Source organism: Actinomadura coerulea (assembly GCF_014208105.1).
Taxonomy (GTDB): domain Bacteria; phylum Actinomycetota; class Actinomycetes; order Streptosporangiales; family Streptosporangiaceae; genus Spirillospora; species Spirillospora coerulea.
In genome coordinates, this window is record NZ_JACHMQ010000001.1 from 7,447,641 (window position 1) to 7,470,114 (window position 22,474).

General features: G+C 73.2%; 20 protein-coding genes and 1 tRNA gene. 16 read left to right on the forward strand and 5 right to left on the reverse strand.

Annotated elements, in window-relative coordinates; genetic code table 11:
• Nucleotides 1-32 precede the first annotated feature (32 nt).
• Together BKA00_RS34630 and BKA00_RS34635 are read left to right on the forward strand one after the other, a co-directional pair.
• The gene (locus tag BKA00_RS34630; protein ID WP_185032257.1) at nt 33-1,388 is read left to right on the forward strand and encodes a glycosyltransferase family 2 protein; all 1,356 of its coding nucleotides are present in this window, start codon (nt 33-35) and stop codon (nt 1,386-1,388) included.
• Nucleotides 1,389-1,491: 103 nt separating this feature from the next.
• Entirely contained in the window at nt 1,492-3,318 is a 1,827-nt protein-coding gene (locus BKA00_RS34635; protein WP_185032259.1) for a hypothetical protein, read from the forward strand.
• Here BKA00_RS34635 and BKA00_RS34640 read toward each other — a convergent pair.
• Complete coding sequence (locus BKA00_RS34640) at nt 3,315-4,931, reverse strand: ArnT family glycosyltransferase (RefSeq protein WP_185032261.1); 1,617 nt, start codon at nt 4,929-4,931, stop codon at nt 3,315-3,317. The two genes, BKA00_RS34635 and BKA00_RS34640, sit on opposite strands and share 4 nt — an antisense overlap.
• 93 nt (nt 4,932-5,024) lie before the next feature.
• Between BKA00_RS34640 and metG the strand changes: the two genes are divergently transcribed.
• The 10 genes from metG (at nt 5,025) to BKA00_RS34690 (ending at nt 15,574) form a co-directional block, all read left to right on the forward strand.
• On the forward strand, nt 5,025-6,818 hold the full coding sequence (gene metG / locus BKA00_RS34645) for a methionine--tRNA ligase (RefSeq protein WP_185032263.1): 1,794 nt from the start codon (nt 5,025-5,027) through the stop codon (nt 6,816-6,818).
• A complete protein-coding gene (locus BKA00_RS34650) occupies nt 6,815-7,639 on the forward strand; it encodes a TatD family hydrolase (RefSeq protein ID WP_185032265.1) in 825 nt (274 codons plus the stop codon). Before metG ends, BKA00_RS34650 begins: the two co-directional genes overlap by 4 nt.
• Nucleotides 7,640-7,797: 158 nt before the next feature.
• Nucleotides 7,798-8,613 carry a transglycosylase family protein gene (locus tag BKA00_RS34655; protein ID WP_230298955.1) on the forward strand — a complete coding sequence of 272 codons (816 nt, stop codon included), beginning with the start codon at nt 7,798-7,800 and terminating at the stop codon, nt 8,611-8,613.
• 59 nt (nt 8,614-8,672) lie between these two features.
• A complete protein-coding gene (gene rsmA / locus BKA00_RS34660; protein ID WP_185032267.1) occupies nt 8,673-9,578 on the forward strand; it encodes a 16S rRNA (adenine(1518)-N(6)/adenine(1519)-N(6))-dimethyltransferase RsmA in 906 nt (301 codons plus the stop codon).
• A 29-nt stretch (nt 9,579-9,607) separates the two neighbouring features.
• Nucleotides 9,608-10,735 (forward strand): glycoside hydrolase family 26 protein, encoded by a 1,128-nt coding sequence (locus BKA00_RS34665; protein WP_230298956.1) that lies wholly within the window; start codon nt 9,608-9,610, stop codon nt 10,733-10,735.
• A 21-nt stretch (nt 10,736-10,756) separates the two neighbouring features.
• Nucleotides 10,757-11,686 carry a 4-(cytidine 5'-diphospho)-2-C-methyl-D-erythritol kinase gene (locus tag BKA00_RS34670; RefSeq protein ID WP_268248231.1) on the forward strand — a complete coding sequence of 310 codons (930 nt, stop codon included), beginning with the start codon at nt 10,757-10,759 and terminating at the stop codon, nt 11,684-11,686.
• 128 nt (nt 11,687-11,814) lie between these two features.
• A complete protein-coding gene (locus BKA00_RS34675) occupies nt 11,815-12,057 on the forward strand; it encodes a hypothetical protein (protein ID WP_185032269.1) in 243 nt (80 codons plus the stop codon).
• 87 nt (nt 12,058-12,144) lie between these two features.
• Nucleotides 12,145-12,585, forward strand: a complete 441-nt coding sequence (locus BKA00_RS34680) for a hypothetical protein (RefSeq protein ID WP_185032271.1) — start codon at nt 12,145-12,147, stop codon at nt 12,583-12,585.
• 51 nt (nt 12,586-12,636) lie between these two features.
• Entirely contained in the window at nt 12,637-14,400 is a 1,764-nt protein-coding gene (locus BKA00_RS34685) for an ABC-F family ATP-binding cassette domain-containing protein (protein ID WP_185032273.1), read from the forward strand.
• A gap of 46 nt (nt 14,401-14,446) precedes the next feature.
• Entirely contained in the window at nt 14,447-15,574 is a 1,128-nt protein-coding gene (locus tag BKA00_RS34690; RefSeq protein ID WP_185032275.1) for an amidase, read from the forward strand.
• Between the two features lie 236 nt (nt 15,575-15,810).
• Here BKA00_RS34690 and BKA00_RS34695 read toward each other — a convergent pair whose 3' ends face one another.
• On the reverse strand, nt 15,811-16,299 hold the full coding sequence (locus BKA00_RS34695) for a MarR family winged helix-turn-helix transcriptional regulator (RefSeq protein WP_185032277.1): 489 nt from the start codon (nt 16,297-16,299) through the stop codon (nt 15,811-15,813).
• 43 nt (nt 16,300-16,342) lie between these two features.
• Nucleotides 16,343-17,149 carry a patatin-like phospholipase family protein gene (locus tag BKA00_RS34700; protein WP_185032279.1) on the reverse strand — a complete coding sequence of 269 codons (807 nt, stop codon included), beginning with the start codon at nt 17,147-17,149 and terminating at the stop codon, nt 16,343-16,345.
• A gap of 114 nt (nt 17,150-17,263) precedes the next feature.
• On the opposite strand from BKA00_RS34700, the gene BKA00_RS34705 reads away from it, so the two are divergent.
• Nucleotides 17,264-18,052 (forward strand): trans-aconitate 2-methyltransferase, encoded by a 789-nt coding sequence (locus BKA00_RS34705; RefSeq protein WP_185032281.1) that lies wholly within the window; start codon nt 17,264-17,266, stop codon nt 18,050-18,052.
• 173 nt (nt 18,053-18,225) lie between these two features.
• Nucleotides 18,226-18,588, forward strand: coding sequence for a VOC family protein (locus tag BKA00_RS34710; RefSeq protein WP_185032283.1), 363 nt, complete (start codon nt 18,226-18,228; stop codon nt 18,586-18,588).
• Here BKA00_RS34710 and BKA00_RS34715 read toward each other — a convergent pair.
• Entirely contained in the window at nt 18,580-19,362 is a 783-nt protein-coding gene (locus tag BKA00_RS34715; RefSeq protein WP_230298957.1) for a TetR family transcriptional regulator, read from the reverse strand. The genes BKA00_RS34710 and BKA00_RS34715 overlap by 9 nt on opposite strands.
• Nucleotides 19,363-19,379: 17 nt before the next feature.
• A complete protein-coding gene (locus BKA00_RS34720; protein WP_185032285.1) occupies nt 19,380-20,333 on the reverse strand; it encodes an acyl-CoA desaturase in 954 nt (317 codons plus the stop codon).
• A 380-nt stretch (nt 20,334-20,713) separates the two neighbouring features.
• Here BKA00_RS34720 and BKA00_RS34725 point away from each other — a divergent pair.
• Both BKA00_RS34725 and glmU read left to right on the forward strand, forming a co-directional pair.
• Nucleotides 20,714-20,785: transfer RNA gene (locus BKA00_RS34725), tRNA-Gln, on the forward strand.
• 166 nt (nt 20,786-20,951) lie between these two features.
• Nucleotides 20,952-22,397, forward strand: a complete 1,446-nt coding sequence (gene glmU, locus BKA00_RS34730) for a bifunctional UDP-N-acetylglucosamine diphosphorylase/glucosamine-1-phosphate N-acetyltransferase GlmU (protein WP_268248232.1) — start codon at nt 20,952-20,954, stop codon at nt 22,395-22,397.
• The last annotated feature ends 77 nt before the right edge of the window (nt 22,398-22,474 follow it).

Genomic DNA, 22,474 nt, shown 5'->3' on the forward strand with positions numbered 1-22,474 from the left:
ACGAAGGAGATCGCGTGGAACTCTCCGTAGTGATGCCATGTCTGAACGAGGCCGAGACGGTCGAGACCTGCGTCCGCAAGACCATCGGTTTCTTCGAGGACAGCGGCATCGACGGCGAGGTGGTCATCGCCGACAACGGCAGCACCGACGGCAGCCAGCAGCTGGCCCGGGACGCGGGCGCCCGCGTCGTGCCGGTGGTCGACAAGGGCTACGGCAACGCCCTGATGGGCGGGATCCGGGCCGCGCGCGGCAGGTACGTCGCGATGGGCGACGCCGACGACTCCTACGACTTCGCCACCCTCGGCCCGTTCCTGGACGAGCTGCGCGACGGCGCCGACCTCGTCATGGGCAACCGGTTCAAGGGCGGAATCGCCGAGGGCGCCATGCCGCCGCTGCACCGCTACCTCGGCAACCCGGTGCTCAGCTTCGTCGGCCGGCTGTTCTTCGGCAGCAAGATCGGCGACTTCCACTGCGGCCTGCGCGCCTTCGACAAGGACGCGATCCTGCGGCTCGGCCTGCAGACCGGCGGCATGGAGTTCGCCAGCGAGATGGTCGTCAAGGCGACCCTGCAGGGCTACGACATCCGCGAGGTGCCGACCACGCTGTCGCCCGACGGCCGGACCCGCGCCCCGCACCTCAACACCTGGCGCGACGGCTGGCGCCACCTGCGCTTCCTCATGCTCTACAGCCCCCGCTGGCTGTTCCTCATCCCCGGCCTGGTCTTCATGATGCTCGGCCTGGTCGCCGGGGTCGCGCTGTCGACCGGCCCGGTGACCGTCGGAGACATCGCCTTCGACGTCGACACGCTGGTCGGCGCCTCCGCCGCACTGGTGATCGGCTTCCAGGCGGTGCTGTTCGCGCTGCTGACCAAGGTCTACGCGATGCAGGAGGGCTTCCTCCCGCACGACAGCCGCGTGCAGAAGGTCATTGACTGGTGGAGCCTGGAGCGCGGCCTGCTGCTCGGCGGGCTGCTCGCCGTCGCCGGTCTCGGCGGGCTCGTCGCGTCCCTGCTGCACTGGCGGGTGAACAGCTTCGGCGAGCTGGACCCGCGGCACTCGCTGCGCATCGTCGTCCCCGCCGCGACCGCGCTGGTGATGAGCTTCCAGGCGATCTTCGCCTCGCTGTTCGTCAGCATCCTCGGCATCCGCCGCCGCCAGCACCCGCCGCTCACGGACCCGGCCGAGGAGGCCGCGGGCGTCGTCGACGCCGCCGTGCAGAAGGTCGCCGAGGCCGAGAAGGCGGCCAGGGCCGAGAAGGCGGCGAAGGCGGAGCGCGCCGAGAACGGTGTGAAGGCCGAGGAGGCCGCGACCGAGGACGGGCCGGAGAAGGTCGCCGCGGGCAAGAAGGGCGCGACCGCGTCCGAGGACGGCGACGAGGACGGTCGCTGAGCGCCACCGGGCCGGGCCCGGGCGCCTCGCCCGCACTATGGCAGGCTTGACCGTCGATGGAGCTTCTTCCCCCGGCAGTCCGCGCCCGGCGCGCCGCGTGCCGGTGAGCACGCGCACGCCGCAGGGCGCCGCGCGCCCGGACGCACCACACGAAGGCGCCGACGCCCGGCCGCCGGCGTCCCCGGCGGACCCGCCCGCCGCCCCGCCCCGCGCGGCCCGCCGCCGCTGGGCCTGGCTGTTCGCGCTCGGCTGGGTCGCGCAGGTCGCCGTGCGCCTCTGGCTCGCGTCGGGGCAGACGCTGCCGGTGGCGACGCCGGACGAGTCGGGCTACCTGTTCGCCGCCCGCGTCCTGACCGGCGGGCCCGACGCCGACATGTCGTTCGGGACGGTGTACCGCGGCGGCTACCCGCTGCTGCTGACGCCCGCCTTCTGGATCGGCGACGGCCCGGTCGGCGTCTACCGGACCGCCCTGGCGATCAACGCGCTGGTCAGCGCGGCGATGCTGCCGCTGGCCTACCTGCTGCTGCGCCGGCTGGCGGTGCGGCGCCGCTGGTCGTACGTCTTCGGGCACGTCACGGCGCTGCTGCCGTGCGTGCTGTTCTACTCCGGGTTCGCGCTGACGGACGCGATCCTGCCGGTGCTCGTGGCCGGCTGGCTGCTCCTGGCGCACACGTGGCTGACCGCGCCGCCCCCGGCCGGGCGCCGCCCGGCCGTCCGGCTGACGCTGGCCGGGGCGGGCGCGTCGCTCCTGGTCGCCTACGCCTACGCCTGCCACACCCGCGGCGCGATCCTGCTGCTCGTGCACGCCGCGCTGCTCGGCGCCGCCCTGGTGTTCCGGTGGCGGTCCTGGCGCGCCGTGTCCGCCGCCACGTTCGCCCTCGCCGCCGCGACGGCCGCGGGGATGCTCCTGAACCGGTCGCTGCTGCCGCACATGTACCCGCAGGGCGACAACGATCTCGGCGGCAACGTCGTGAAGCGCCTCACCACACTCGACGGGTGGGGCTGGATGCTCTCGCTCGGCACCGGCCAGGTCTGGTACCAGTCCGTCGCGACCGGCGGCGTGGCGGCGCTCGGGCTCGTCGCCGTCGCGTTCCTCGCGGTGCGCCGCACCACCCCGGGGCCGGTGCGGGCGCTGGCGCTCGCCGTCATGGCGCTGGTGGCGGGCATCGCGTTCGCTACGTCGGCGGCACTGCCCGTCGAGTACCGCATCGGCAACTACGTGTACGGCCGCTACCTGGCCAGCGTCACCCCGGCGCTGTTCGCGGTGGGCGTCGCGGTCCTGATGCGAGCCTCGCGGCGGACGCTGCTGTGGGCGGCGGGCGCGGCCGCCGTGCTGACGATCGTCGCCGCGTGCGTCGTCCAGTGGTACGCGGGCGACCTGCTCACCCGGTACACCTACACCGCCTACGACTTCCCGGAGACGTCGCTCCTGACCTGGGACTGGACGGCGTTCCACCTCTGGCGGGCCACGTCCGCCGGGTTGCTTCTGCTCGTGCTGTCGACGGCGGCCGTCCTGCCGCGGCTCCGCCGCTCGGCCGGCCCGCCGCTGCTGGCGGGCCTGCTGGCCGCCGTCGCGCTCGCCATGTCCGTCACCGCGACCGAGCGCATCGCCCAGCCGCTGGTGCGCGCCGAGACGGCCTACACCGACCTTCGGGGCGCCGCCGACCTGACGAGGCAGCGGTCGATCGCCGTCGACTGGAACATCTGGTGGACGATCCGGCTCTCCCAGTACTACTGGGCCTGGTGGAGCGACGGCAGCGTGTTCGACGCGCGCTGGACCGCGCCGCCGCAGGACGCCGACATGGTCGTCCTGGCCTGGCCGAAGAACGCTCCTCCCACCGCGTCCTGGCCGAAGGGCGCCCCGCCCGGCTGGCGCGTCGTCGCCAGCCGCCGCACCGCCGAGGGCGACTGGGTCGCCTGGACCCGCTAACTGCCGGCGGAGGCCCGGGCGGGGGGATTCCAGAGCTGCAGGACCCCGTCCGACGAGCGCCACATGAGCGTCCAGCCCTGGGCGGGGTCGGGGCGCCAGCCGCCGCCGATCTGCGACTCCATGCCGCGCCAGCGCGTGTAGAGCATCGGCCCTTCCGTCGCGTTGCGCGGGACCGGCATGTAGTGCGGGAAGTCGCGGATCTCGCCGCGCCAGACCGGGCGCCCCCACATGTCGCGCGTGTAGAAGGTGAGGGTCTGCGCGAGCCGCCGGTCGGCGCAGATCAGCGTGATGTCGCGATGGTCGCCGAGGTACCCGCGCAGCTCGCTCCACGCCTTGTCGCGCGGCAGTTCCGGGACGGCGCGGACCGCCGCCACCGCGTACGCCGCACCCAGCGCGACCGCCAGGACGGGTGCCGCGACCGTCCGCAGCCGCAGCCGTGACACCAGGCCGGACGGCAGCATCCGGAACATCAGGATCAGCGACCCCGAGCCGCCGGCGAGCAGCGCGGGCAGCACCGCGAACCAGTACCGCTGGAGCCAGGCGCGCAGCGAGATGTCGTTCGGGTCGAGGACGCCGGAGAACAGCGTCAGCGGCACCGCCAGCGTGAAGAACCACACCAGGACCAGCGTGAGCCGCCGGTCGCGGGTGACGGCCCAGCCGACGATGGTGAGGACCAGCGCCGCCGTGAAGACGAGGCCGAGGGGGTTCCACTCGTGCATCGCGCGCAGGAACGACCGCGCGGCGAGCGAGCGGGTGACGTAGTCGCGGGACTGGCCGCCGTGCGAGGCGGCCGACATGAGCCCGGCGAGCGGGCTGCCCCACACCAGCTGGTTGTGGACGAAGTTGAGCAGCAGGATCGCCAGCATCGGCGCGCCGACCGTGACGTTGCGGCGCCACGGGATGCGCAGCAGCGCCAGGTAGGCGGGGATGGCGAGGAAGAGGAAGGCCAGGAACTCCCGGACGAGGAACGACGCGCCGAGGAGCACCCCGGCGGCCAGCAGCATCCGCGTCTGGGCCCGGCCGGTCCGGCGGCTCGCGACGACGAGGCCCGCCATCCCGATGGTGAACAGCCCGGCGCCCGGCATGTCCGGCAGCATCACCCCGGTCGACCAGGTGATCTCGTGGCCGAACGGGTTGGTCATGGTGAAGAACGGGTGGACCAGCATGACCGCCGCGGACGCCAGGCCCGCCACGTCCCCGAACAGGGACCGGACGACCAGGTACGTCCCGACGAAGAAGGCGGCGCAGCCGAGGGCGGCGACCGTGAAGTACGCGGCCTGGCCGTCCCCGAGGAGCTCCTGGACCAGCCGCGCCGGAAGCACCAGCCCGATGCGGGTGACCTGGTGCGGGACCTCGTCGAACGGCCACTGGGTGAGCGGGATGTGCGGCCAGTCGCGGGCGGCGAGCCACACGTAGTATGGGTCGAAGTACAGCGGCGGCGTCATGATCACCCACTGGGCGAGCACCGCGGACGCCGCGACCAGCAGCGACAGCCACACCACCCGCCGGGTCCGCCGCACCCGGCCCCACAGGCCGGGGCGCTCGGACGGCGCGTCCGGCCCCGCGTCGTCGGCTTCCCGGGCGACCGCCTGGTCGGACGTGGTCTGGGCCATGCCTTGAGTTCCCGCCTCCGCTGGTCCGTGCTGTGACGCCGAGCCAGGTTACTCGCGTGCCGCGGCCCCCGTGACGCGACTACCCTTGATTCCATGTCCTCGTCAAGCCGTCATATCTTGACCGCGCCCGCATGGCCGTACGCCAACGGGCCCCGTCACATCGGGCACGTCTCCGGTTTCGCGCTGCCCGCCGACATGTTCAGCCGCTACCAGCGGATGGCGGGCAACAAGGTCCTGATGGTCAGCGGCACCGACGAGCACGGCACGCCGATCCAGGTGCAGGCCGACAAGGAGGGCGTGACGGCCCGCGAGCTGGCCGACCGCTACAGCTCCGTGATCGCCGAGGACCTGCACGGCCTCGGGATGTCCTACGACCTGTTCACCCGGACCACCACGCTGAACCACTACGCCGTCGTCCAGGAGGTCTTCAAGGGCCTGTACGACAACGGCTACATCTTCCCGACCAAGACGATGGGCGCGATCTCGCCGTCCACCGGCCGGACGCTGCCGGACCGCTACATCGAGGGCACCTGCCCCATCTGCGGCTACGACGGGGCGCGCGGCGACCAGTGCGACAACTGCGGCAACCAGCTCGACCCGATCGACCTGATCAACCCGGTGTCGCGGATCAACGGCGAGACGCCGGTGTTCACCGAGACCGAGCACTTCATGCTCGACCTGCCCGCGTTCACCGAGGTCCTCGGCCGCTACCTGCGCGGCAACCAGGGCCAATGGCGGCCGAACGTGCTGAAGTTCGCGCTGAACCTGCTCGACGACATGCAGCCGCGGGCGATCAGCCGCGACCTCGACTGGGGCGTGCCGATCCCGCTGGACGGCTGGCGCGACAACCCGGCCAAGAAGCTGTACGTGTGGTTCGACGCCGTCGTCGGCTACTTCTCCGCGTCGGTGGAGTGGGCGCGGCGCTCCGGCGACCCCGAGGCGTGGCGCGCCTGGTGGCAGGACCCGGAGGCCCTGTCCTATTACTTCATGGGCAAGGACAACATCGTCTTCCACGCCGAGATCTGGCCGGCGATGCTCCTCGGCTACGGCGGCCAGGGCGACAAGGGCGGCACGCCCGGCTCGCTGGGCGCCCTGAACGTCCCGACGGAGGTCGTGTCGTCGGAGTTCCTGACGATGGAGGGCCGCAAGTTCTCCTCGTCCCGCCAGGTGGTCATCTACGTGAAGGACTTCCTGGAGCGCTACGACGTCGACGCGCTGCGCTACTACGTCGCGGTCGCCGGCCCCGAGAACCAGGACACCGACTTCACCTGGTCGGAGTTCGTCCGCCGCAACAACGACGAGCTGGTGGCGGCGTGGGGCAACCTCGTCAACCGCTCGGTCAACATGGCGGCGAAGAACTTCGGCGCGATTCCCGAGGCGGGCGACCTCACCGACGCCGACCGGGCGCTGCTGGAGCGCAGCCGCGCGGCGTTCGGGGCCGTGGGCGCCGAGCTCGGGCGGTCGCGGTTCAAGAACTCGATCACCGAGGCGCTGGACGTCGTCCGCGACGCCAACAAGTACCTGTCCGACCAGGCGCCCTGGAAGCTGAAGGACGACCCCGAGCGCGTGAAGTCGATCCTGTACACCGCGCTCCAGGTCGTCGACGACGCCAAGACGCTGCTGACGCCGTTCCTGCCGAACTCCTCGCAGAAGGTCTACGAGATGCTCGGCGGGCAGGGCGTGTGGAGCGGCATGCCGCGGCTGGAGACGGTGTCGGAGGAGGGCGGCCCCGACTACCGCGTCCTCACCGGCGACTACGAGACCGAGGCGCGCTGGAAGTCCATGCCGATCAGGCCGGGCGTCCCGCTGGCCAAGCCGGTGCCGCTGTTCAAGAAGCTGGAGACGTCCGTGGTGGACGAGGAGCTCGCCCGGCTGGAGAAGGCGTGACCGAGGAGGGGGACGGGCAGGCCTCCCGGTCCTACCCGCCGCTGCCCGAGCGCCTGCCCGTCGACGTCTTCGACAGCCACTGCCATCTCGACATCGTCGAGACGCCGGTGGACGAGCAGCTGAGGTCGGCGAAGGCGGCGGGCATCGCGCGGATCGTCACGATCGGCTGCGACCTGCCGTCCTCCCGGTTCGCGGTGGACGCCGCCGCCGAGTTCGACGACGTGTACGCGGCGGTCGCGATCCACCCGAACGAGACGACGGGCATCAGCGACGCCGTCCTGGCCGACGTCGCCCGTCTCGCCGCGCACCCGAAGGTCCGCGCGATCGGCGAGACGGGCCTGGACTACTACCGCGACTGGGCGCCGAAGGAGGACCAGCACCGCTCCTTCCGCGCCCACGTCGACATCGCCAAGCGCACCGGCAAGGCCCTGGTCGTCCACGACCGGGAGGCCCACGACGACGTGCTGGCGATCCTGGAGGAGGAGGGCCCGCCCGACACGGTCGTCTTCCACTGCTACTCCGGCGACGCCGCCATGGCGCGGGTCTGCGCCGACCGCGGCTACCTGATGAGCTTCGCCGGGAACGTCACGTTCAAGAACGCCGAACCCCTGCGGGACGCGCTGCGCGCGGCGCCGCTCGACCTGCTGCTCGTGGAGACCGACGCGCCGTTCCTGACGCCGATCCCGCACCGCGGCAAGCCGAACGCCTCCTACCTGGTCCCGCACACCGTCCGCGCGATGGCGGAGGTCAAGGGCGTGGACCTGGCGGAGCTGTGCGCCGCGATCGCCGCGAACGGGGAGCGCGCCTTCGGCCCCTGGTGACCCGCGCGGGACCGGCCGGGACGGCGGGAGGCCCGTGTCCGGCATATCGGGCAAATGGTGCGAGTGGCGGTGTTGCGGTGGCGGAGACGGGCGGGGACCTCTAATCTCTGGCCGTTGGACGGGCGCCCCCCGAGCCCGGCTCCCTGGAGGATCTCCCCGTGCCTTCCCCATCCGTGCGCGCGCCCCGCGCGACCGCGCTCCTCGCCGTCCTGCTGGCGTCCGCGCTGCTCGCCTCGGCGTGCGGCGGGGACGGCGGATCGGCGGCCCCGAAGAACGGCGTCGTCGCGGACGCGCCGCGCACCAGCGCCCCCGCACCGCGCAAGGTCGTCATCGTCGTCGACGCGAAGAAGACCGAGACCATGACGACAGGCGCGACCGTCGGCCAGGTGCTGGAGCAGGCGAAGATCGCGCTCGGCCCGCACGACCTGGTCGAGCCGGCCGCCGACAAGCCCGCCGGAGACACCATCAAGATCATGCGGCTGCTGTCGGATCCGGTGACGAAGGTCGTGAAGACGACCGCGCCGACGGTCCGCAAGAACAGCTCGTCCGTCGCGCCGTGGACCGAGAAGGAGCTGCGCAAGGGCCGCCCGGGCATCACGATCCTCAAGGTGGCCTTCGTCCGGCGCAAGGGCCGCAAGGTGACGAAGGTCCTCGCCAGGAAGGTGAAGCGCAAGCCCGTCGCGCAGATCATCGCGGTGGGCCCGAAGTCGGCGAACAGCGGCTCGGTGACGCGGCTGAACTGGCGCGGCCTCGCCAACTGCGAGTCCCACAACAACCCGAAGGCCGTGAACCCGGCCGGGTACTACGGCCTCTACCAGTTCTCCCTGGCGTCGTGGGCGTCGGTCGGCGGCTCGGGCAAGCCGTCGGACGCGAGCTCGGCCGAGCAGACCTACCGGGCCCAGCTCCTCTACAAGCGGGTGAACGGCCGCTGGCAGGGCCAGTGGCCCAACTGCGGGAAGTTCCTGTTCTCCTGACCGGCGCCCGCGGGGCCCCGGGGGACGGGGCACCCGCGATGACAGGGGAGACTTGTCGCATGGGGGACACCAGGGGCCTGCTCGGGCCCGCGGACGTGCGGGAGCTGGCCGGGCGGCTCGGCATCAGGCCGACGAAGACGCTCGGGCAGAACTTCGTCATCGACGCCAACACCGTCCGGCGCATCGTCCGGGCCGCCGAGCTGGACCCCGATGACGTCGTGATCGAGGTCGGTCCCGGGCTCGGGTCGCTGACGCTGGCGCTGCTGCCGCGGGTGCGGCGGGTCGTCGCCGTGGAGATCGATCCGGCGCTGGCCGCCGAGCTGCCGGCCACGGCCGCCGCCCGGGAGCCGGACCTCGCGGAACGGCTGGAGGTCGTGCGCGACGACGCGATGAGGATCGCGGAGGTGCCGGGGCCCGCGCCGACGGCGCTCGTGGCGAACCTGCCCTACAACGTCGCCGTCCCCGTCGTGCTGCACCTGCTGGCCACGCTGCCGTCGCTGCGGTCCGCGCTGGTGATGGTGCAGGCCGAGGTCGCCGACCGGATGGTCGCCGCGCCCGGCTCCAAGATCTACGGGGTGCCGTCGGTGAAGCTCGCCTGGTACGGGGAGGCGCGGCGGGCCGGGGCCGTCGGGCGCGCCGTGTTCTGGCCCGCGCCGAACGTCGACTCCGGGCTCGTGGCGTTCACCCGCCGGGACCCGCCGCCGACCGGGGCGTCCCGGCGGGAGGTGTTCGCCGTGGTCGACGCCGCGTTCGCGCAGCGCCGCAAGACGCTGCGCGCGGCCCTCGCCGGATGGGCCGGGTCGGCGGCCGCCGCCGAGGAGGCGCTGCGCGCCGCGGGCGTCGACCCGCGGACCCGGGGCGAAGCGCTGGACGTGGCCGCCTTCGCCCGGATTGCCGAGTATGGTCCTTCTCGCCGGGGTGATCACTCTCGAACCCCCGAGGCGAGGGCTCCCCGCGGGGGATGAGACAGCATCAGTACTAGCCGGAGGTCGATGTGAAGGCGCGTTCGCGGGCGGCGCGGACCCGGATGCCGGTCGTGGGGACGGCCCTGCTCGCGATCGCGGGCGTGGTCGCCACGGTCGCGGCGGGCTGCGGGGGCGGCGCCGGCGCGGCACCCAAGATCACGACGACGGCGCGGGCGGGCGTGGCGCCGGTCCCGCCGGAGCAGGGGGCCTACTTCGGGGCGTGGGTGCCGGAGGGCGGCGGCACGCCGTCCGCCTCCGCCTCGCCGTCGGAGTCGCCGTCGGACTCCGGCTCGCCGTCGGACTCCGGCTCGCCGTCGGAGTCGCCGTCCGGGAAGGACGCCGGCAAGCCGGGCATGGCGCCCGTCGCCGGCTTCGAGCAGCGGCTCGGCCGCCGGCTCGACATCGTGCAGAGCTACCGCGGCTGGAAGAGCGACTTTCCCGGCGGGCTGGAGAAGTCCGTCGCCGACGGCGACCGCTACCTGCTGCTGACCTGGGACGGCGGTGACGCCCGCGAGATCGTCCAGGGCGAGCACGACGACCTGATCGCCAAGCGCGCCCGCGCCGTCAAGGCCCTCGGCAAGCCCGTGTTCCTGCGCTGGTCGCGGGACATGGACAAGTCGTCCGAGCAGAAGCGCGTCCACTCGGCGGCCGACTTCACCGCCGCGTGGAAGCACCTGCGGGAGATCTTCAAGCGGGAGAACGTCGACAACGTCGCCTGGGTGTGGTGCCCCACGGCCCGCGGCTTCAACGGCGCGAACGCGGGCTCCTACTACCCCGGCGACGACCAGGTCGACTGGATCTGCGCCGACGCCCAGCCCGGCGCCGACTACGACTACCGCGACCTGTCGGAGGCGCTGAAGCTGTTCACGGAGTGGGCCCGGGGACGCCACAAGCCCATCATGATCGCCGAGTTCGGGGTTCCGAAGTCCTACGGCCCGCGCCGCGCCGAGTGGCTGCGCGAGGCCGCCAAGACTCTGCAGGACCCGCAGGTCAAGGCCGTCGTCTACTTCAACTCAGACGAGCAGGCGAAGAACGCCCGCGACAGGCGCCGCTCCTACTCGGTGACCGGCGACACGCACGCGATCTCGGCGCTGCGCGAACTCGCCACCACCCCGTACTTCAACCCTCGCAACCTCCCCGTCACCAGCGGCGGCTGAGGGTCCCGTAGGGTTTCGCGAGTGAGCGCAGTGACGGTGCGGGTCCCCGCCAAGGTGAACCTCCAGTTGGGCGTCGGGCCGATCCGCGACGACGGTTACCACGACCTCGTCAACGTGTTCCACGCCGTGTCCCTGTTCGACGAGGTCACGGCCGAGCCCGCCGAGCGGCTGGCGGTGGAGGTCCGGGCGGCGCCGCACTCGCGGGTCGCGGTCGGCGGCGTCCCCACCGGCGAGGACAACCTCGCCGCCAGGGCGGCCCGGCTCGTGGCCGCGCGCCTCGGCGTCGAGACGGCCGTGAAGCTCTCGATCCGCAAGGCGATCCCGGTCGCGGGGGGCATGGCGGGCGGTAGCGCCGACGCCGCCGCCGCACTCGTCGCGTGCGCCCGGCTCTGGGACGACCGCGAGGAGCCCGCGCTCACCCGCGACGACCTCATGGAGCTCGGCGGGGACCTCGGCAGCGACGTCCCGTTCGCCGTCCTCGGCGGCACGGCCGTCGGCGTCGGGCGCGGGGAGCGGCTCACCCCCGCCCTCACCCGCGGCACCTTCCACTGGGTGTTCGCCACCGCCGACGGCGGCCTGTCCACGCCCGCCGTCTACGGCGAGTGCGACCGGCTCCGCCTGGCGGCGGGGGAGGCCGCCGCCTGGCCGACCGTGTCCGAGGCGCTGATGACCGCGCTCGCCACCGGGGACGCCAAGGCCCTCGGCGCCGCGCTGTCCAACGACCTGGAGCCCGCCGCGCTGTCGCTGCGCCCGTCGCTGCGCCGCACGCTCGACACCGGCCGCGACCTCGGCGCGATCGGGGCGCTCGTCTCCGGTTCCGGTCCCACGTGCGCGTTCCTCGCCGAGACCGACGAGGACGCCGCCGAGCTCGCGGACGCGCTGGACTCGGCCGGCGTCGCGGAGCAGATCGTCAGGGCCTCCGGACCCGTCCCCGGGGCCACAATCGTCTGACGGGACGGTGGGACACCCCTGTCCCGGTAGCTGCCATCGTCACACAAGCGAACCCCGGCGTCGCGGAGCGCGTCTTCTATCCGTGACACCGGTTCCTCCGGGACTGACCCGACCGGCGAGGTGGAGCGATGACGTACCTGTCCGGGATGCTGAGCCTCGTGGCGATCGTCGTGATGGCGACGCTCGTCCTGCTGGCGGTGCGCCGCGACCGGGCTCTGCGCCGCAACGCCCCTGACAAGGTGGTGGCGGCCGCCTCGGGCATGGGCTCCGTGCCGGGTCCCGCCGTGCCGGGCCCCGGGGGCGCGGGCCCCGCCGTGCCGGGGCCCGTGGCGCCCGGCTCCGTGGTGCCGGGGGAGGCGGGCGGGCAGTAGGCTCGCCGCGCGGCCGGGACGCGCGGCCGCCATCGACCGGTCCGCCCCCCGCGATTGTCGGAACAGAGCGAAATGGCCTTTCTTGGCATGTTGACCCCCTTCATACTCCTGCTCCTGCTCCTGGTCGTCGTCGGCGTGGTGGTGCTCGTAGCGGTCCTCGCCGCGAACTCGTCGAAGGGCAAGAACTCCGGCGCGGCGTACGGGCCGCCCGGCGCCCTCTACCCGCCGCAGCCGCCCGGCCAGTACGGGCAGCCCGGTCAGTACGGGCAGCCCGGCCAGTACGGGCAGCCCGGTCAGTACGGGCAGCCCGGTCAGTACGGGCAGCCGGGCCAGCCCGGTCAGTACGGGCAGCCGGGCCAGCCCGGTCAGTACGGGCAGCCGGGTCAGTACGGGCAGCCGGGTCAGCCGGGTCAGCCGGGTCAGCCGGGTCAGTACGGGCAACCCGATCAGCCCGGTCAGTACGGGCAACCCGATCAGCCGGATCGGCCGGAGCAGCCCGGGCCCTCGGGCATGGCGCCCCCGAACTGATCGTCCGGGCGGGGCGCGCCGTTCGGGCGGTGCCCTACGCTTGAAGGCGCCGTGAATCTGATCAATCTTGAGAACGTCGCCAAGGCCTACGGGCCCCAGCCGCTGCTCGACGCCGTGTCCCTCGGCCTGGACGAGGGCGACCGCGTCGGCGTCGTCGGCCGCAATGGCGGCGGCAAGAGCACCCTCGTGTCCGTCCTCGCCCGGGAGACCGAACCCGACGACGGGCGCGTCACGCACGCGCGCGGGATCCGGCTCGGCTACCTGACCCAGCGGGACGCGTTCGCCGAGAACGCGACCGTCCGGTCCGTGGTGGTGGGCGACCGCGCCGAGCACGAGTGGGCGGGCGACGTCCGCGTCCGCGAGATCCTCGGCGGCCTGCTCGCCGACCTCGACCTGGACGCGCCGCTCGCCGGCATGTCCGGCGGGGAGCGCCGCCGCGTCGCGCTGGCCCGGCTGCTGGTCCCCGAGTCCGACCTGCTCCTGCTGGACGAGCCCACCAACCACCTCGACATCGAGGCGATCGACTGGCTGGCCCGGCACCTCAGGGCCCGCAAGGTCGCGCTGCTCGTCGTCACCCACGACCGCTGGTTCCTGGACGAGGTCACCGACCGCACGTGGGAGGTCGTCGACGGGCGCGTCGAACGCTACGAGGGCGGCTACTCCGCCTACGTCCTCGCCAAGGCCGAGCGCTCCCGGATCGCCGCCGCCACCGAGGCCAAGCGGCAGAACCTGCTCCGCAAGGAACTGGCGTGGCTGCGCCGCGGCCCGCAGGCGCGCACGTCCAAGCCCAAGTTCCGGGTGGACGCCGCGCAGGCCCTCATCGCCGACGAGCCGCCGGCGCGCGACGCGGTGGAGCTGACCCGGTTCGCGACCGCGCGGCTCGGCAAGACCGTCTACGACATCGAGGACGTCAGCGTCCGCCTCGGCGACCGCGACCTGTTCCAGCGCATGACGTGGCGGCTCGGCCCGGGCGACCGGGTCGGCCTCGTCGGCGTCAACGGCAGCGGCAAGAGCACCCTGCTGCGCCTTCTCGACGGCTCCGTCCGGCCGGTCTCCGGAACGGTCGTGCAGGGCAAGACCGTCCAGCTCGCGCACCTGTCGCAGAACCTGGAGGAGCTCGACCCGGCCCGGCGCGTCCTGGAGTCGGTCGAGGAGATCCGCCGCCGCATCACCGTCGGCAAGCGCGAGTGGACCGCGAGCCAGCTCCTCGAACGGCTCGGCTTCGCGGGCGACCGGCAGTGGACGCCCGTCGGCGACCTGTCCGGCGGTGAGCGCCGCCGCCTGCAGCTGCTGCGCCTCCTGATGGCCGAGCCGAACGTCCTCCTCCTGGACGAGCCCACCAACGACCTCGACATCGAGACCCTCACCGAGGTCGAGGACCTCCTGGACGGATGGCCCGGGACGCTCGTCGTCGTCAGCCACGACCGCTACTTCCTGGAGCGCATCACCGACCACGTCGTCGCGCTGCTCGGCGACGGCCGCGTGTCGCTGCTGCCCGGCGGCGTCGACGAGTACCTCGAACGGCGCGCCGCCGGAACCGCGCCCAAGCCCGGCGCGGTCCGGGACGAGCCCGCCCCGGCGGCCCCGAAGCCCAAGGCGGGCGGCCAGGACTGGAAGGCCCGCAAGGAGCTCGACCGCCTCGAACGCCGCCTGGAGAAGCTCGCCGGGCAGCAGGCCGCCCTCCACGAGCAGCTCGCCGCGCACGCCACCGACTACGCCAAGCTCCAGGAGCTGGACGCCCGGCTCAAGGAGATCCAGGCCGAGGCCGCCGGCGTCGAGGAGGAGTGGCTCATGCTCGCCGAGGATCTCGGTTAGCAGGACGTTCATGGCGGTTCGCGGGCGCACCGGGCATCATCCCTGAATGACGACCTGGATCATCAGGACGGGCGAGCCGGGCGAAGGCCCGCGCCTCGCCGTCAAGGACGCGATCGACGTCGCGGGGCTGCCCACCACGGCGGGCTGCCGGGCCGTCGCCGAGCGTGCCGAGCCCGCCGCCGCGGACGCGCCCGCCGTCGCGTCCGCCCGCGCGCAGGGCGCCCGCATCGCCGGGAAGACCAACCTGAACGAGCTGTGCATGGCCGCGGACGGCGTCAACCCCTGGTCGGGAACGCCGGTGAACCCGCTCGACCCGTCGCGGGTGCCGGGCGGCTCCTCCAGCGGCTCCGCCGTGGCCGTCGCCACCGGCGAGGCCGACGTCGCCTTCGGGACCGACACCTCCGGGTCGATCCGCATCCCGGCCGCCTGCTGCGGCATCGCGGGCCTGAAGACCACGAACGGCCGAGTCTCCCTGGACGGCGTGCACCCGCTGTCGCCGACGCTGGACGTCGTCGGGCCGATGGGCCGCGACGTCGCCGCCGTCGTGCTCGGGATGCGCCTGCTCGAACCCGGCTTCACGCCCGCCCCCTACGACCCGTCCATGACCGTCGCGCGCCTCCGCGCGGACGGCGTGGACCCGGCGGTCGACGCCGCCGTCGACGACGCCCTGCGCCGCCTCGGCCCCTTCACCGAGGTCACGTCCGAGCACTACGCCGACGCCGCCATGGCCAACGGCCTCATCATCAGCGACGAGGCCCCGCGCTGGAACGGGCACCTCCTCACGGAGCCGGACCTGCTGAGCGGGCGCATCGCGCGCCGCATCCAGCACATGATCGACGTGTCGGGCGCCGGGTTGCTCGACCGGGCGCTCGCCGTGCGGAAGGCGATCAGGGCCGAACTCGACGCGATCCTCGCCCGGCACACCGCGATCGCCCTCCCGGTCCTGACGTGCCTGCCCCCGGAGCCCGACGAGGCGGACGAGGCGGACGAGTCAGACCTCGTCCTCACATCGCTCGTGGGGCAGGCCAACGTCGCCGGGCTCCCCGCCTTCGCCCTGCCCGTTCCGGTGCCCGGCTCGCACCTGCCCGCGTCCGTCCAGCTCATCGGCCGAGCCGGCGGCGAAGAACACCTCTGCGCCCTCGCCGCCGCACTGGAAAGCGCCCTGACCCCGTAGCCCTCTCGGACGTGCCACGCCCGAACGCTCTTGGAGTCAACGTGGACCGGGACCTGAGTCGGGGCGCGGGTCGGGCGGCCGGAAGGCGCTCTAGGCGCCTGGAGGTCGCACGACCCGCCGAGCCGGGCGACCGCAGCGCCACATCGCGAACCCGCACGGACACAACACACCCGCACTGTGGCGTGAGGATCGTCCGGCTCGTAACGGGGGTTCCAGGGGGTCGCTCCCCTGGGAGATCACGCGTCGAAGGGGATGAGGAGGGTTCTCAGGAGGTCGGCCAGGGCTTCGCGCTGGTCGGGGGAGAGGCTCTCCAGGATCGCCTGCTCGCGGCCGAGCAGGTCGGCGAAGGCGGCGTCGACGCGGGTGAGGCCCGCGTCGGTGAGGCGGACCTGCACGCCGCGCTTGTCCTGCGGGTCGGGGTGCCGTTCGACCAGGCCCGCCGCCGCGAGCCGGTCGATGCGGTTCGTCATCGTGCCGGAGGTCACCAGGGTGGCGTGCAGGAGGCGGCCCGGGCTCAGCCGGTAGGGGGCGCCCGCCCGGCGCAGCGCGGTGAGCACGTCGAACTCCCACGGCTCCAGTCCGTGGTCGGCGAACACCGAGCGCCGGGCGCGGTCGAGGTGCCGGGCCAGCCGGGACACGCGGCTGAGGACCTGCAGCGGCCGGACGTCCAGGTCCGGGCGCTCGGTGTTCCACGCCTCGACCAGCCTGTCGACCTCATCGCGCATGCCGCCACCCTACCTGTCTTGATATCGAGAAAGACGGGCGCGATCAGCGGCGGGCGGGCAGTGCGGAGGCGATCCGCTCGGCCGCCTCCGGGGCCTGCCGGACCCCCTCGCGGTAGACGGGCGTCCAGCGCGAGCGGTCCCCGAGGTTCGGGCCGAACGCCTCCAGCGCCCGCGCGTCCGGGACGATCCGGACGTCGCCGCCGCCGCCCCGCATGTGGGGCATCGGCTCCACCACGACGAGCGGTCCGGCCCCCTTCGCCAGCTCCGCCTCCGACCATCCGGCGAACGCGCCGTCCAGGTAGCGGCGCCCGCCGATCGGCACCGGCTCGGCGAAGCCGGGGGCGGCGCTGCTCGCGGCCACCGCCAGCGACAGCGGGACGCCGCTCGACGCGTCCCACAGCACCGGTTCGCCCGACACGGCGTCCACCCCGGTGACCAGCAACCGCGCGCCCGGCCACGTGTCGGTCCCGACCAGGTACCGCATGCTCGCGCGGTGGCGCTCGGCGGGCAGCGCGGCCGCGTCCAGGGCCAGCCGCCCGATCCGCCGCCTGGCCTCGTCCGGTGCGAGTCCCGGGGTGGCGCCCACCTCGAACACCCGCGCCATCACCGAGCCGTCCGCGGGCGCCGGGGGGCCGTCGCGCGGCGGAAGCTCCTCCAGTGCTGCCAGGTCCCTGCCCGTGGTGATCGCCGCGCCGGCGATGGCGCCCGCCGAGGTCCCGACGACCAGGCCCGCGCCCGCCGGGTCCACGCCCGCCTCGCGCAGTCCCGCCGCGAGGCCGATCAGCCACGCCGTTCCCACCGGTCCGCCCGGGCCCAGCGCCAGGGCCCATCCGCTCTCGTCGTCCGTCATGCCGGTGAGCCTAGGAGCGGCTTCGGCGGGGGCGCATCCGTCATGCGACCGGTCGCCGCGACACGCGCCAAGATTCTTGACATCAAGATATGGGCCGGGGCATGATGTCTCTTGATGTCGAGACAAACCGCGGCCGTATGGGACCCCGCGCAGTACGGGGTCTTCGGCGACGAGCGCGCCAGGCCCTTCACCGAGCTCGCCGGACGGCTCGGCGGTGCCCCGCCCGCGCGCGTCGCCGACCTCGGCTGCGGGAGCGGCGAGCTCACCGCCACCCTCGCCGCCCGCTGGCCGGACGCCGTCATCGACGCCTTCGACAGCTCACCGGAGATGATCGCGGCGGCCCGCGCGCACGGGATCCCGGGGCGCCTCGCCTTCCGCGTCGCCGATGTCGCCGACTGGGAGCCCGAGCGGCCCCTCGACCTCGTGATCTCCAACGCCGTCCTGCAGTGGCTCCCCGAGCACCCGCGCCTGCTGCCCCGCTGGGTCGCGGCCCTCGCCCCCGGCGGCCGCCTCGCCTTCCAGGTGCCCGGCAACTTCGGCGCGCCCAGCCATGTCCTGCTCCGCGAGATGGGCCGCTCCGAACGGTGGCGCGACAGGCTCGCCCACCTGCAGCACGACGCCCCCGTCCTCGACCCCGCCGGATACGTCGACCTCCTCGCCCGCCTCGGCTGCGCCGTCGACGCCTGGGAGACCACCTACGCGCAGGTCCTGCACGGCGAGGACCCCGTCCTCGAATGGGTCAAGGGCAGCGCGCTGCGCCCCGTCCTCACCGCCCTCCCGCCCGCGGAGGCGGACGAGTTCCTCGCCGAGTACCGCGAGCGGCTCAGGCGCGCCTATCCCGCCGCCCCGTACGGCACCGTGTTCCCGTTCCGGAGGATCTTCGTGATCGCCACCACCCCCTAGACGGGATGCCGCCCGCCCCGCCCGAGGGAAGCGACTCGTTCCCCTGCGGTGTGCCATCTCCGGCGGACGGGCGGCGTCCGCGAAACCCGGCTCGCGACCCGAGACCGGCGACCCCGCCGGCGGCCTCCCGGACGAACTCCGGGGGGCCGCCGGTGCCATGTCCGGAGGCAACCATGATCACCGGTGTCCACCACGTCCAGCTCGCGGCCCCGCCCGGCAGCGAGGACCGGCTCCGCGCCTTCTACGGCGGCGTCCTCGGCCTTGAGGAGGTCCCCAAGCCGCCCGAGCTCGCCAAGCGCGGGGGAGCGTGGTTCCGCGGCCCGGGCGTCGAACTCCACCTCGGCGTCGAGCCCGCCTTCCGGCCGGCCCGCAAGGCCCACCCGGGCCTGCTCGTCGACGATCTCGACGCCCTCGCGGCGCGCCTGCGGGCCGCCGGCCACGAGGTCGCGCCGGACGACCTGTTCCCCGGGCACCGCCGCTTCTACGCCGACGACCCCGTGGGGAACCGGCTGGAGTTCCTGCGGCCCTCAGGCTGACGGGTCGGGGATCTCCTCGAAGTCGCGCCGCGCCCGGCGGTGCGCCTTCTCCGCCTTCGCCGCCGCCTTGCCTTCGGCCCGCTCGGCCTTGGCGGCGGCCTTCTCGGCGCGCTTCTCCTGCCGCTCCATCTCCTTGCGGCGGCGGCGCGGATCCAGCGACGGCCTCGGCTCCAGACCGGACAGGCCGTTCCACGCCAGGTTCACGATGTGCGCGGCCACGTCCTCCCGGTGCGGTCGGCGGACGTCCAGCCACCACTGGCCCGTGAGCGCCACCATGCCGACCAGGCTCTGCGCGTACAGCGGCGCGAACTTGTCGTCGTACCCGTGCCGGTCGAACTCCTGCGCCAGGATGTGCTCCACCTCGCCGGCGATCTCACTCAGCAGGCTGGCGTAGCTGCCCGTGCCCGTCCCGCCGTGCGAGTCGCGGACGAGGATGCGGAACCCGTCCGGGCGCTCCTCGATGTACTCCAGCAGCGCCAGCGCCGCCTTCTCCAGCTTGCTCCGGTAGTGGACCACCGAGTTCAGCGAGTCGGTGACGAGGCCCAGCAGCCGCTCGAACTCCCGGTCGACGACGACCGCGTAGAGCCCCTCCTTGCCGCCGAAGTGCTCGTACACGACCGGCTTGGACACCCCGGCCGCCGACGCGATCTCCTCGACCGAGGTGCCGTCCAGCCCGCGCTCGGCGAACAGCGTCCGGCCGATGTCGAGAAGCTGTTCGCGGCGTTCCTTGGCGGTCATCCGCTTTCTGCGGGTCCTGGGAGCGGGATCTGTCACGGGATCAATTGTGGCGGTCAAACCGCCTGCTTCGTGCGCTTAGCGGCCAGCCTGTCGGGGTTCGGCCACCGGACGTCATGGGCCAGGCGCATCTTCTCGAACGCCCAGATGATGCGCGCGCTGATGTCGACCTGCCCCTTCAGCACGCCGTGCCGAGCGCAGGTCGGGTCCGAGTGGTGCAGGTTGTGCCACGACTCGCCCAGCGAGGGGATGGCCAGCCACCACACGTTGCGCGACTTGTCGCGGACCTCGAACTCCTCCTTGCCGAAGGTGTGGCAGATCGAGTTGATGGACCAGGTCACGTGGTGCACCAGGGTGATCCGGACGAACCCGGCCCAGAACAGCGCGGTGAGGAAGCCCATCCAGGACATGGTGACCAGGCCGCCGATGACGGCCGGGAGCAGGAACGACACCGCGACCAGGCCGGGGAACGCCAGGTGGATGCGCCGGAGGTCGCGGTCGTTGAGGAGGTCCTTGGCGAACCGCTGCTTGGAGGTCCTGTTGGCGTCGAACAGCCAGCCGTAGTGCGCCCAGGCCAGCCCCTTGGCGAGCGCCTTCCAGTCGTCGCCGAACCGCCACGGCGAGTGCGGGTCGAACTCCTTGTCCGAGTGCTTGTGGTGCCGCCGGTGGTCGGCCACCCATGTGATGACCGGCCCCTCGATGGCCAGGCTCCCGGCCAGCGCCATGAAGATCTTCAGGCCGCGCGTGGCCTTGAAGGAGCCGTGGGTGAAGTACCGGTGGTAGCCGACCGTGATGCCGCCCGCGGACACCAGGTAGAAGACCGCCGTGAGGACGACGTCCGTCCAGCCGAGGAACCGTCCCCAGGCCAGCGGGACGGCGGCGAACAGTGCCAGGAAGGGCAGCGCCGTGAACGCGGCGATCAGCGCCCGTTCACCGTTGCCGCGCTGCTGGGGCGCGAGTTCGGGACGCCGCTGCGGGCGAGGTGGATCCATGGCCGGAGCTGTCGTCATGCGTCATCACTTCTTCCCGTGACTCGGGGCAGCCTTACCTACGCCAACGTAACCTACGAGTCCGTAGGTTGGGCAGAGCCGAACAGTAAAGTCGGCGAGAAACTGCCTCTTCGGTCACATAATTCTCTTGCGTAACGGGGGTCGCCGGCCGCCCGCGAAGTGCGGCGGAACCGGTGTGCCGCCCGACCGGGCCCGGGCCGGCCGGCACGCAGTTTGCTTGCTCGATAGCACAGGTTCTAAACCGGCCGGGAGGAACGGCCATGGGGTGCGGCGGCGGGAGCGGCCGGGCCGATGGCCATTTCAGGTGGGCTCTCCCGGGCGTGTGTCGGTATCGTGGGGGCCGGTCGGTTCGCGGCTCTGTCCGGATCCGTCTGCTTTGATCCGGCGTGGTGTAATCGGCAGCACAAGGGTTTTTGGTGCCCTTAGACAAGGTTCGAGTCCTTGCGCCGGAGCTGTCTGAGACGCCCGATCGGGTGGCCCCGGGTGGGCGGTGGGGTGACAGGAGCGAGGTGGGCGGTATCCTGCCGGTGTCGGGTTCGCCCCGGCCTGCCGTGTCGTGATGTCGCAGGTGGGCGGGCCCGTGACCGATCCCCGTCCGCGATGCCGAGGAGCCTCCTTGTGAGCGCTGCGAGCCGCCCGGCCGCCGTCATCGTCCTCGCCGCGGGCGAGGGCACCCGGATGAAGTCCCGTACCTCGAAGGTGCTGCACGAGCTGTGCGGGCGCAGCATGCTCGGCCACGTGCTCGCCGCCGCCCGCGAGCTGGAGCCCGAGCGGCTCGTCGTGGTCGTCGGGCACCGGCGCGAGCAGGTCGTCGCGCACCTCGCCGAGCACGCCCCGGACGCCGAGGCCGCCGTGCAGGAACGGCAGGGCGGGACGGGCCACGCCGTGCGGATGGCGCTGGAGCAGACCGGCGCGCTGGACGGGACCGTCGTCGTGACGAACGGCGACCACCCGCTGCTGCGGGGCGAGACGCTGCGGGCCCTGGTCCGGGCGCACGAGGACGAGGGCAACGCCGTCACCGTGCTGACCACCGAGATGCCGGACGCGACCGGCTACGGGCGCATGATCCGGGCGGCGGACGGCAGCGCCGAGGCGATCGTCGAGCACAAGGACGCCACCGGGGAGCAGCGCGCGATCAACGAGATCAACGTCGGGATGTACGCCTTCGACGGCGCGCTCCTGGCGGACGCGCTGAAGCGGGTGACGACCGACAACGCGGGCGGCGAGGAGTACCTCACCGACGTGGTGGCGATCCTGCGCGGCGACGGCCACCGGGCGGGCGCGCACCTGGCCGCCGACTGGGTGGAGACCCAGGGCGTCAACGACAGGGTCCAGCTCTCGCAGGCGCGCAGGCAGCTGAACGACCGGATCCTCGAAGCGCACATGCGCGCCGGGGTCACCGTCATCGACCCGGCCTCCACGTGGATCGACGTGCACGTGACCGCCGAACCGGACGCGGAGATCCACCCGGGGACGCAGCTGCACGGCCGGACGCACCTCGGCGAGGGCGCCCGGGTCGGTCCCGGCTGCACGCTGACCGACACGACGGTCGGCGCCGGAGCCTCGGTGACGAACGCGGTGTGCGCCGGGGCGGAGATCGGGCCGGAGGCCTCGGTCGGGCCCTACGCCTACCTGCGGCCGGGGACGAGGCTCGCCCCCGGGGCCAAGATCGGGACCTACGTCGAGACCAAGAACGCCGACATCGGCGAGGGCACCAAGGTGCCGCACCTGACCTACGTCGGCGACGCCGAGATCGGCGCCGGCTCGAACATCGGCGCGAGCTCGGTGTTCGTCAACTACGACGGTGTGGAGAAGCACCGCAGCGTCATCGGGTCCCACGTGAAGGTCGGCAGCGACAACATGATCGTCGCGCCGGTGACGATCGGGGACGGCGCCTACACCGCGGCCGGCTCGGTGATCATCCAGGACGTCCCGCCGGGGGCGATGGCGGTCGCGCGGGGACGGCAGCGCAACGTCGAGGGCTGGGTCGAGCGGAAGCGGCCGGGGACGCCGGCCGCCGAGGCGGCCCGCCGGGCCAGGGCCGGCGAGGAGAGCGCGACTTAGCGCGCCCCATGAGGACTGCCCCGCCTCAGGGCGGGGAGGTGGAGGACGACGGCGTCTTCCGGAACAACACGGGGCCG

Excerpts from the sequence above, each read along its gene's own strand:
- BKA00_RS34675 (WP_185032269.1), top strand. The coding sequence starts at position 11,815 with ATGACGTACCTGTCCGGGATGCTGAGCCTCGTGGCGATCGTCGTGATG.
- BKA00_RS34695 (WP_185032277.1), bottom strand. The coding sequence starts at position 16,299 with ATGCGCGATGAGGTCGACAGGCTGGTCGAGGCGTGGAACACCGAGCGC.
- BKA00_RS34640 (WP_185032261.1), bottom strand. The coding sequence starts at position 4,931 with ATGGCCCAGACCACGTCCGACCAGGCGGTCGCCCGGGAAGCCGACGAC.
- BKA00_RS34720 (WP_185032285.1), bottom strand. The coding sequence starts at position 20,333 with ATGACGACAGCTCCGGCCATGGATCCACCTCGCCCGCAGCGGCGTCCC.
- BKA00_RS34630 (WP_185032257.1), top strand. The coding sequence starts at position 33 with ATGCCATGTCTGAACGAGGCCGAGACGGTCGAGACCTGCGTCCGCAAG.
- BKA00_RS34690 (WP_185032275.1), top strand. The coding sequence starts at position 14,447 with ATGACGACCTGGATCATCAGGACGGGCGAGCCGGGCGAAGGCCCGCGC.
- BKA00_RS34680 (WP_185032271.1), top strand. The coding sequence starts at position 12,145 with ATGTTGACCCCCTTCATACTCCTGCTCCTGCTCCTGGTCGTCGTCGGC.
- rsmA (WP_185032267.1), top strand. The coding sequence starts at position 8,673 with ATGGGGGACACCAGGGGCCTGCTCGGGCCCGCGGACGTGCGGGAGCTG.
- BKA00_RS34705 (WP_185032281.1), top strand. The coding sequence starts at position 17,264 with ATGTCGAGACAAACCGCGGCCGTATGGGACCCCGCGCAGTACGGGGTC.
- metG (WP_185032263.1), top strand. The coding sequence starts at position 5,025 with ATGTCCTCGTCAAGCCGTCATATCTTGACCGCGCCCGCATGGCCGTAC.
- BKA00_RS34700 (WP_185032279.1), bottom strand. The coding sequence starts at position 17,149 with ATGACGGACGACGAGAGCGGATGGGCCCTGGCGCTGGGCCCGGGCGGA.
- BKA00_RS34710 (WP_185032283.1), top strand. The coding sequence starts at position 18,226 with ATGATCACCGGTGTCCACCACGTCCAGCTCGCGGCCCCGCCCGGCAGC.